The following is a 9,335-nucleotide window of genomic DNA, read 5'->3' as shown; positions in this document are numbered from 1 at the left end:
CATACGTTTTACAGGAGTTGGCTCACCCCAGCTACTCAGCCTTGATCCGCTTGGTCACCGATGCCAGCCTGCGCTTAACGCCAATTTTTGGATTCAAAGCCAGCGACTCCTCATAGACTTGGACTGCTTCGGGGTACTGGCCTAGCTGCTCGTGCGCAAGCCCCTGGACTTTGAGCGCTGTGGGCCTCCAGGCAGGGTTTTCATCTGCGCCGAGTGTACGGGCACGGCGTACAGCGGTCAGGACTTCCAGCGTGCGCTCGTCTGTCAGGTCGCCCTCCCCTAAAATCTTTTCTGCGGCGAGGATGATGCGGTCGTAACGGGAGGAATTGAGGTTGGCATCGCCGAGCTGATCAGCATCGATGAATTGGCCGTGAACGTTGTACCGGAAGCTCCCCATGTCCTTGAACAACACCATGAGTTCTCCTGTACTCTCGTCCACTTCGTAGCTATCAGGCCATCCAGCCTTCGGAGTGACGCTGTACATTTCGACCCGATTGACCAGGTCAAACAGGAACACCTTGTTACCATGATCGGTTGGGCTGTTGGCGGTTGCGCAGAATGCGTATTTCCCGTGCTTAGAGACACCGCTGGTGAAGATATTGGCCGTCAGATCTTTAGAAAAGATCAACGCGCCATTCCGATCAAAAACGCTAAACGTCCCAGAGAGACTGCTCCCAAAATGCCGATCCTCCAGGCTGAACGCTCCGGTGTCGCTGACGCACCCGTTGTTCGGCCTCGGCATACCTCCGTGACAACTCACCGTACCGCTAGAGAGATCTGCGAGCACGTATGCCCCTAGGCCCGAATCACGATGACCTCCACGTCCCGTCGACGGATCGGAATCCCGCCAGGCAATCGCCCACTTCTTGGACTTGGACAGTTGATAGACACCTGAGAAACTGAGCGAATCGACTCGGAGGAAATGCTTGTCACGTCGGATCTGAGGGGTAACCTGGAGATCTGGCTGAGCGACCTGGGATTGAGCCTGAGCGGGCTGGTGCTTTGCTGCGGAATCGGATTTGACGGCCTTGGGCCTGTTGAACAGCCAGCTAAAAATGCCCATCTCCTACTCCTTTGGAAATTTGAGCGTGCTGGAATGCGGACGCACATTCCGCATAGTGTACTCGATGCTCAGCGCCTAGCCACGCACGACCACCGCGGGAGCTTAGGGCCTAGAGCGATAAGCCTCGCAAACGATGCTCACTCACTCTCCAGACGTCTCACTCAACGCCTGCCGCAATTGCTCAGCAAGCAGAGGCTGAAAAAGCTCAGACTCCGCTATTCGCCACCAAACGTTTGTACCCTCCTCCTCGGTGACAGCCAGCAGATCGTGGGCCAGAAAAACCTCAAATCCCGCCGGGCGACCTTGTCCTCGGCGCTGAATATATAAATCCCCGCTTGTAGGAGCTGAATGTTTTCAAGGCAGCTAAGATAGTCAGCTTCTCATCGCGGTGATTACCCATGGACGATTTCGCCCGCCGTTTTGCTGAGCAGGGTTATGAACCCCATGCAGACGACCGCTCTCACCTTCTGAAGGCATTGAACGAACAGCTCGGTAGCCCAAGCGACGCTCCTCGTCTTCGACGCCTCTATGACTCACTGATCGATGCTGCAGATGATGGCGCCGATGACGGCATCTTGCGGCATGCGACGGAGCTAGTGGACTTTGTGGCTTCGCGCGTCGAGCCGGAGAACAGATGCCTCGTTTACTACTCGTGTTCCAACGCATGGGCCGCGCTGAGGAAGCTGGAGGTGCAGTCATGGGAGGACGATCCCCTTGACCACCCTGCTCTGCTCAAACAGCTTTATTTCCTGCGCGCCTCTATACAGCACCCAGGGTTTAAAGAGCTGGCACCAATGCTTCGCTCCAGGATCCACTGCAACCTAGGCAATGCGCTCAGGGCGTGTGGACGATGGATCGAGGCGCTTGGGGAATGGCGCAACGCCTTGGAGGACAATCCGATCCTGGGTATGGCCCTAGGCAACCTTGGCATTGGCTTGGCTCAATATGGCAGTGCGCTATACGACCCTGGTCACACCTATTGGCTCTTTGTGCATGCCCGGCGCAAGCTGGAGTTAGCCATCGCGGGTGGCGTGGGCCGTGATGGCGCTACCTATCCTGAAGCGATAGAGTTTTTCAAATGGCATCACGCCAGGCTAGCCGAGTCCGTCGACGACGATGATGACGCAGAGCTGTTAGAGCATAGCCTTGGCTCCTCGAAGGAGGAGCGGCGTTATCGGCGATGGTGCCTTGAGGAAGAGCTATTCCTTAATCCCATGAACGACCTGGGAGCATTCCCCGCCGCCGCTCAAGACGTACTGAGGTTACCCGGTCATGACGCCGACTCTGGAATCACGTACCTAGGCTTTTACAACCAGCTGAAGCAGGAGTACGGGTTCGCCCGTCATTGTCTTTACCTAGGAGAACACGCCAAACCCGGTCATGTGGCAGACAGGGGCATGGCACTTGCCTTCAATTGCGACTACGCGCTCTATGGCATGGGGCTGGAGCAGATCAAGACTGCCTATCGCAGCGCCTATTCGTTGCTGGATAAGGTTGCCTACTTTATCAATGCCTATTGGAAGCTGGGCATACCCGAAAAGGCGGTAGGCTTTCGGACTGTATGGTTCAAATTGGACAAAAATGGTCGTCTACTCCAGCCGCGGGTTGTGCGTGATGAATTCATGTTCACCCGGAATCTTCCGCTTCGCGCGCTCTATTGGGTATCCCAAGACATCTACTCCAAGGAGCTGAAAGATGTAGCTCGACCTGATGCTCAGGCGCTTGATGAATTGAGAAACCACCTTGAGCACAAGTACGCCAAAATCGTGGATTCTTGCCATTGGATTAGCGAGTCTTCAGGGCTCTGGACTGATCACTTGGCATTTGTGCTCGACAGGGATGACCTCGCCGCGAAGAGCCTGTTGATGCTGAAGCTGGCCAGGGCCGCGCTGATCTATCTGTGCCTGGCAATGCACTTGGAGGAATCGCAGCATACGCCTGAGGGCCCGGTTGGCCAGTTGCCAGTCGAAGACTATCCGGACGACCTCAAAACCTGAGACCGGCGCCCATACGATGAAGAACCGTCTTGAGCCGCTCGCGGCCACACCAGAAAACCTAGCGAGCGGCACACCAGCTGAAGGGCTCAGCAAGCCTACAATGAGCTTTACCGCAGCCCAAAGCCCATCCGCGCCAGCTCACCCAGAAGCTCCTCACGCCCATGCAAACTCGAAACATTCCGGAGTCTGCTGACCACTTGCTCCGACCAGCCCGATGCCTTCATTCCCTCACGCTCATAGAACGCACCCAGGCGCGCATCGTATTCCGAGAGGACGCCCTCCTCGCCGGCGATCGTATAGGTTTCATGATGTAGTACGGCTTGCTGCGGCAGCCGCGGCTTTACCTTTCCAGGTCGGTCAGGTGATGGATAGCCGACGCACAGGCCGAAGACGGGATAGACCTGTGGCGGCAGCCCCAACTCTTTTGCGACCTCTTCGATGTCATTACGAATGCCACCGATGTATACGCTGCCAAGCCCCAGCGACTCCAGAGCAACTACAGCATTCTGGGCTGCCAAAGCTGCGTCGATCGTACCGAGGAGCAGGCTTTCCAGGTACGGCAGCGCCTCCAGCTCTACCCCTGCCAGCTCCGCGATGCGCGAGACCCGGGACAGGTCTGCAAGCCATACCAGGAACAGTGGGGCTTGATAGATATAGGCCTGATTGCCGGCCAGGCATGACAGTCGCTTCTTACGATCGACATCTTGAACGGCGACGACACTCCAGACCTGGAGATTGGAAGATGTCGATGCGGACTGGGCGGCTGCGACCATTGTCTCGATCGTGCATTCGGGCAGAGGTTGATCAGTGAATGCCCGGACACTCCGGTGATCAAGGAGTTGCTCGATGACCTCATTCCATTGCGTGGGTGGCGAGATGTCAGTCGCGCCGTAGCGGGCACTGAGCTTGGGCTGTGCGTTGGCTGTCATCGATGCGCTCCAAAAGGGCCGAAGGCTACCAAATTGATTCCCGCGTAACACGCCTACCATGCCAAGTTTCATTTACCATCCGGCCAGCCGAGTTCGGACACGGACAGTTCGACAACATCCAGATATAGGTACTTCTTTTGGAAGCAAAACCGCTCACGGCCCGCGAGGCTTATCAGATCCTGCGGGACATCGCCCTCGGGGTTCGTAGCATGCGCCGTCTAGGTGAGCAGTCTTGGGCTGAGATCTACTGCGGTTTGATGACGGTGGAGGCCGATGGCTGGGTGCTCACGCTCTACAACGATTGCGACACCCTCGACTATTGCGACAGCTGCTACAGCCCGGAGGGGCGTGCCTACGTTTTCGACTCGCTGCAGTCGTACAGTACCGACCCCGTAGAGCTGCTGAGCACCTGGGAGCATGCGCAGCTGGAAAAGCTCTTGGGTGCCGCGTAGCCGGCCACCGGGGATCGACAGAGGTTTGGTTCGGCAGACAGTCGGCTTACGCTTGGGTTCGAAGCGAGCCAATTCCGGCGCCGCCCCGGCTTAATGTCCAAACTTTCACCTAAAGGCCATCGTCTAGGCAACTCACGCAGTAAACCCATGCTCCATGCGCCTTATAAACTCAATGACCGTGTCCGTTTCCAGCCTGGTTGCGACCATAGCGTCAGGAGCTTTACCACCAAACGCTTTAACTGGGCGTTACATCCAGTGCAAGGCCGCATCAAGATCGCCGCCGAACAGAATCTTTGCTGCGTTTAGCACTTCCAAGTAGCGGTTGTCGGGCACCAAGATCTGCGCAGTGCCGCCGAGAAACGTGAAACAGCGAACGTGCGAGCCCAGCCGGTCAGGCAGCGTCTGCGACCAGGGGGCCTCGGCGAGGGTTTAGCTGGAGGCACTGAGCACGGCGCCGAAGACCTGAGCGCTGTGGATCTCGCCGGTCTGTCGGTCTGTCGGTCTGTCGGTCTGTCGATGACGGTACGGTTTGGCCGACGTAATCGACGAACAGTTTCTCGCCGGCGCGGTGTTCCTGGCGCATGACCACATCTATCTTGGCGGCCTAGAGGCGGTAGTGCTCGCAGAGAACCAGCTGTACTGGAAGCCTTGCGGCTGGGCGAGGCGGTACTGTTGCCACAGCAGGGCAAGGATGACTCCAGGGCGGCGTAGTACGATCTGGCGTGCGGATAGGCAGACCTCAAACTTCAGACGTCGCATTTCCCTGATTTTACGCATGGATAACCGCTCCACGACGACCTCTTCGCTTCGAAAAAAGAGGTCGATGGTAGTGACATTTTCCTGCGTCGCTGCCTGACGTGGGGTGGCCGGATGGGTGCGAAGTCCACAGATTGCCTCTACGGTAATTGGCTTCAAAAGCCTTTGGTGCGCTCAAATACCCAATTATCGAGACCGCTACCTTGAAAGAAGGGCCTTTTGCCACCAGCTAAGGATTGCCCCAATATGCGGGTATAGAAAAGCGAATGATCATGCCAGAATTAACTCGTGAAGACCTGCAGTATGAATATGAATGGAAGGCCAGCAACGGCGATAATCCCAAGCTGATTCACGATGATGGAAATCATCTCAGCCGGAAAGAGGGGTATGAGATGCAGCGTTTTCTGAACAAAATCGGGATGTCTGACGACGGAACTGAATTCCTGTACGGGAGCGGCACTGATCTTAAAAAAACGGCAAGGCAGCGAATTGAATGGATGGTCAAGGAGCATTTGAAATCCACTTCTCCTGGGCGTGGGACTGTACTCGCGTGGGTTAACGCGAATTGGAACAAGCTGGCCACTGACTTTGCACCGCTCAAACCGAAGAAGTGACAGAGCGCCGGCGCTAGTATCGGCGCCGGCTTTTCGGGCGCCGCTTGTCACAGCAAGTAAAAGGCTATACCTATGCACCTAGGCCCATCAGCTATCGCTCAACTGCGACCCTAAACTTCCCTACGCCGAATGCCCTCAACTCCTAACGTCTGAGGATGCCTGTCGCCATGATCTCTCCCCCACCTTATAGGAGCTTCGGCGATCTCCATTCGAACCGCCTCAAGCCCGAGAGCCTAAGCACTCAAAGCACACTGCCATCATTCATTTTGACCTGCCTGCACAAAAAACGGACACTGTTATTCTCCAGTCAAGGATTGAGCGTTCAGATGCCTGCGTTATTCAACCCGATAACATCTCTTTTGAGCCGGCTACCAAATGGACTTGACAAGGCTGTGCCCGTCGAGGTGGTACCGATGACACAAGAGCTCGTGGATCAATGGCATCACTTTGTGCAGCCACTGATCGACAAGCATTATATTTTTTGGAAAAAGGGAGCGAATCCGAAGGTTGTAAGAGCGGATAAATACTGGAACTGGCACGACAATTTTTCGCTTCTCTCACTTCATAACGCACTTTACGCGAACGGCGGTAGGGTGCATGGGGAAGCCGTGGCAATGTGCATCGTGTTTCGATCCCCAGATGGGCGGCAAGATTTCCCCATTGGCATGCTCACCGCAATCCCGAAGCTACAGACAAACATTTTGAACCACGTGCAAGCCAGAGCGCTTACGTGGTACCTGTCCGACGCGCCTGACGAAGTCTACCTGGATATTCTCGGGATACCCGTCATTCATGGTGTTGCAAAGGCGCTCATAGACTGCACGATCCAATCAGCGCTGGACGAATTTGAGGGCGGCAGTCTTGTGCTAAAGGCAGACCCCCATGGCGGTGAAAAACTCCACGAATTCTATACCCGGTGTGGCATGCACCGCATTCCGAAGAGACATCCTGCCGTTACCCCGTTCTTTCGGAGGATTGGCAAGAGGCGGCACTATTTTTTCAGTGATATCGAAGCACAACTTTTCGCCCAAAAATTTGACGCCCGACGCTAACTGGAAAGACTTTGCACAGCTGCGAACGCTGGTGCTATGGTGAAATCATGAACACATCAAAACCGCAATTTTCTCTCGATACCCTGGCTGAGGCAGTGGCGATCCGTGACGGTATCGGCCTCGATCCAAGGGTGGAAAATGACCGTAAGCGTCTTCTGGAGATAGCGGCTGCCCTCTTGGAGGATCCTGTGAAGGGCCATGATTTGCTGAGTTTGCTATCCTCATCGAGAAGGTCGCGCCATAGCTCTGATCGAACTCCCCCAAAACCGTGGGCTTATAAAGGCCAAGTCAGTTATCTGGAAACAAGCACCCCCATCGCCAAAGATGATTTTTTGTTTGATGACATTGATCAACTCCGTACAACAGACGCTTTTGGTCGCCCTCTAGTATTGGACGACTACGAAAGCGAAGATGGCTATGAGAGTGAAGATAACGTCCAAAACCATGGGTATCCAGAGATACAGGGTGACCATGGAGGCGCGTACACGAAGGTCATGATTGACCCTCACGCGAAATATTACGCACCTCCAAGCCTTCTTGGCTTTCAAGAAGATATGTCTTTTGAGGACTTTGATCAGCGAGCCTTCCGGGCGGCACTCACTCGGGCACAGCGAAACTTTAGCAAGGCCGTGAGAGTCGCATGGCCGAAGCGACCAGTGCCTGACTCTTCTTTAAAAATCTCAGCTCCCCCTCAAACTAAAGATCTTTGGAAGGTTCAGAAAAATATTCGAGCTGAAAACTTCCACGAGGTCACTGTCACGCACGAAGATAAAAGCATATACCTCGGTTACATTGGCTCTGGGGAAGATTTATTTTTGGTGGTGGCGATCAACGATACGGAATTACTCAAGGCAAAAGAATCGTTGCTAAACGCCAAGAAGGTATCTTTAAGACTTCTAGATACTCTCAACGCAGAGCCCGATGCCGGCCTCTTGATCGTGGATTCGATTCTTGAAGATCTTCCGCCTGCGGATACGCTCATTCTGCGTGAGATGGAACCCTAATTTTGCTATCGGGTAGAAATTTGATTACACCCATCTCCCCTCATTGAGCGTGAGCTCGCGGCGACGACTGTTGTTGTAGCCCAAGCCCCGGGCTGCGCTGGAGTTTTTAGCCTGCGGGCTTCGATCTTCGAACTATAGCTTGCGCATTCGTTCTTCAGGCAGCACTCAACTGAACCCCACACAAACGTGCGAGATAATGAGCGGCATCCGAGGCGGTGTGTACGTTGATGAAAAGATGCAGATCCAAGCGTTGAACCTCACACAGCCAGGCTTACCGCTTTTTCCAGGCAACCCTGCAACCCGCACACATGACTACAAGCGGCATGGGACGACCTCGCTGTTTGCTGCCCTGGATGTGGCTACCGGTGAGGTGATCGGCCGACTCGAACGGCAACATCGCAGCCAATGAGTTCCTCGCTTTTCTGAGAGAGATCGATGTGTCAGTGCCTGCCGATATGCCAATTCATCTGATCATGGACAACTACGTGACTCACAAGACCGACAAGGTCAGGGCGTGGCGTGGCGTGGCGTGCAACGCGACCAGCCCATGGACACATTGCAAGCTCTAAGCTCCTTCAGGCCACAAACCCATGCTCCAAGCGCCAGATAAGCTCGATAACCATGTCCGTCTCCAGCCTAGTCGTGACCATAGCGGCAGGAGCTTTGCCGCCAAATGCTTTTACCGGACGTGACATCCAGTGCATGGCTGCGTCGATATCGCCGCCATACCAGCGCTTCGCGGCGTCGAGCACTTCCAAATAACGGGCCTGTTGATCGGGGTGCAAAGTGCTCATGAGTACGCTCCTTCTGCGGTCTGATCCTAGACTACACCATCGCCATCCCCTCAATGTCTCCCCCTTATAGGCGAGCCTGGTGCCAGTTTCAGGCCTGCCAGTTACTACGATCCCTGCAGGTGGTTACGTCGGCCTGAGGCCGGCGCCTCAGGAAATATGTAAATCAGTTTTTTGACGTGTAAAGCGGGGTGGTTTACACATCAAAAAATTGGTTTACACACCGAGTCGAGGGCGGTTTCAAGCTAGATCTTCATTTCTCTCCCGGATTCCCTCCCGTCTTCCACTGCGTATCAGCACGCTTTGACTCAAGTCCACAACACCTTGCTTTCGTCATTCGCATGCTCGCTGCAATCGCTCAGCGAACAGAGGCAGATAAAGCTCAGACTCGGCTATTTGCCACCAAACCTTGTTCTCATCCTTGTCGGTGAAGGCCAGCAGATCGTGCGCCAGAAAGACCTCAAAGCCCGCCCTCGCGACCTTATCTTCGGCGGTGAACTCGTAAAGCCCTGCTTGGACTAGTAGCTTTTTGACGATCAGCGGCAGCAACCAGGCGGAGAAAATGAGGTGGTTATGGCGAGGCCAGATGCTTCCCTTCTCACCATTTGCGGGGCCATGAGCTGCCGCGTTACGAGCGGCGCAGAAATCGTGTACCCAGGCGTCGAACGGGCGATTTA

Annotated in this window: 8 protein-coding genes and 3 pseudogenes; 6 read left to right on the top strand and 5 right to left on the bottom strand. The window is 55.0% G+C overall.

Annotated elements, in window-relative coordinates; genetic code table 11:
* Positions 1–31 precede the first annotated feature (31 nt).
* Positions 32–1,063, bottom strand: a complete 1,032-nt coding sequence (locus tag BM70_RS31760) for a M48 family metallopeptidase (RefSeq protein ID WP_256220965.1) — start codon at positions 1,061–1,063, stop codon at positions 32–34.
* Between the two features lie 398 nt (positions 1,064–1,461).
* Here BM70_RS31760 and BM70_RS0130605 point away from each other — a divergent pair, with 398 nt between their 5' ends.
* Positions 1,462–3,060: an LA2681 family HEPN domain-containing protein gene (locus tag BM70_RS0130605; protein ID WP_025859545.1), complete on the top strand. Its 1,599-nt coding sequence runs from the start codon at positions 1,462–1,464 to the stop codon at positions 3,058–3,060.
* A gap of 107 nt (positions 3,061–3,167) precedes the next feature.
* Here the strand turns inward: BM70_RS0130605 and BM70_RS0130600 are convergent, their stop codons facing one another.
* Positions 3,168–3,989 (bottom strand): NADPH-dependent oxidoreductase, encoded by an 822-nt coding sequence (locus tag BM70_RS0130600; protein WP_025859544.1) that lies wholly within the window; start codon positions 3,987–3,989, stop codon positions 3,168–3,170.
* Positions 3,990–4,126: 137 nt separating this feature from the next.
* Here BM70_RS0130600 and BM70_RS0130595 point away from each other — a divergent pair, with 137 nt between their 5' ends.
* Positions 4,127–4,441, top strand: a complete 315-nt coding sequence (locus tag BM70_RS0130595) for a hypothetical protein (protein WP_025859543.1) — start codon at positions 4,127–4,129, stop codon at positions 4,439–4,441.
* Positions 4,442–4,762: 321 nt separating this feature from the next.
* On the opposite strand, the pseudogene BM70_RS32925 reads toward BM70_RS0130595, so the two are convergent.
* Positions 4,763–5,158: pseudogene (locus BM70_RS32925) on the bottom strand (IS21 family transposase); the annotation flags it as partial.
* Positions 5,159–5,463: 305 nt separating this feature from the next.
* Here BM70_RS32925 and BM70_RS0130590 point away from each other — a divergent pair.
* From BM70_RS0130590 to BM70_RS32920, 4 genes and pseudogenes are all read left to right on the top strand, one after another.
* Complete coding sequence (locus BM70_RS0130590; protein ID WP_256220964.1) at positions 5,464–5,811, top strand: hypothetical protein; 348 nt, start codon at positions 5,464–5,466, stop codon at positions 5,809–5,811.
* Between the two features lie 326 nt (positions 5,812–6,137).
* Entirely contained in the window at positions 6,138–6,863 is a 726-nt protein-coding gene (locus tag BM70_RS0130585; RefSeq protein ID WP_025859541.1) for a hypothetical protein, read from the top strand.
* 47 nt (positions 6,864–6,910) lie between these two features.
* Complete coding sequence (locus tag BM70_RS0130580) at positions 6,911–7,867, top strand: hypothetical protein (protein WP_025859540.1); 957 nt, start codon at positions 6,911–6,913, stop codon at positions 7,865–7,867.
* A gap of 223 nt (positions 7,868–8,090) precedes the next feature.
* Positions 8,091–8,385 (top strand): annotated as a pseudogene (locus tag BM70_RS32920) (transposase); the annotation flags it as partial.
* 57 nt (positions 8,386–8,442) lie between these two features.
* Here BM70_RS32920 and BM70_RS0130570 read toward each other — a convergent pair.
* Together BM70_RS0130570 and BM70_RS31750 are read right to left on the bottom strand one after the other, a co-directional pair.
* Positions 8,443–8,661, bottom strand: a complete 219-nt coding sequence (locus tag BM70_RS0130570; protein ID WP_025859538.1) for an MbcA/ParS/Xre antitoxin family protein — start codon at positions 8,659–8,661, stop codon at positions 8,443–8,445.
* Between the two features lie 330 nt (positions 8,662–8,991).
* Positions 8,992–9,335 (bottom strand): annotated as a pseudogene (locus BM70_RS31750) (hypothetical protein); the annotation flags it as partial.

This window comes from Pseudomonas sp. CHM02 (genome assembly GCF_000612585.1).
Classification (GTDB): Bacteria; Pseudomonadota; Gammaproteobacteria; order Pseudomonadales; family Pseudomonadaceae; genus Aquipseudomonas.
The sequence above is the reverse complement of the archived record's forward strand: the minus strand, read 5'-3'. Positions and strand labels throughout refer to the sequence as shown.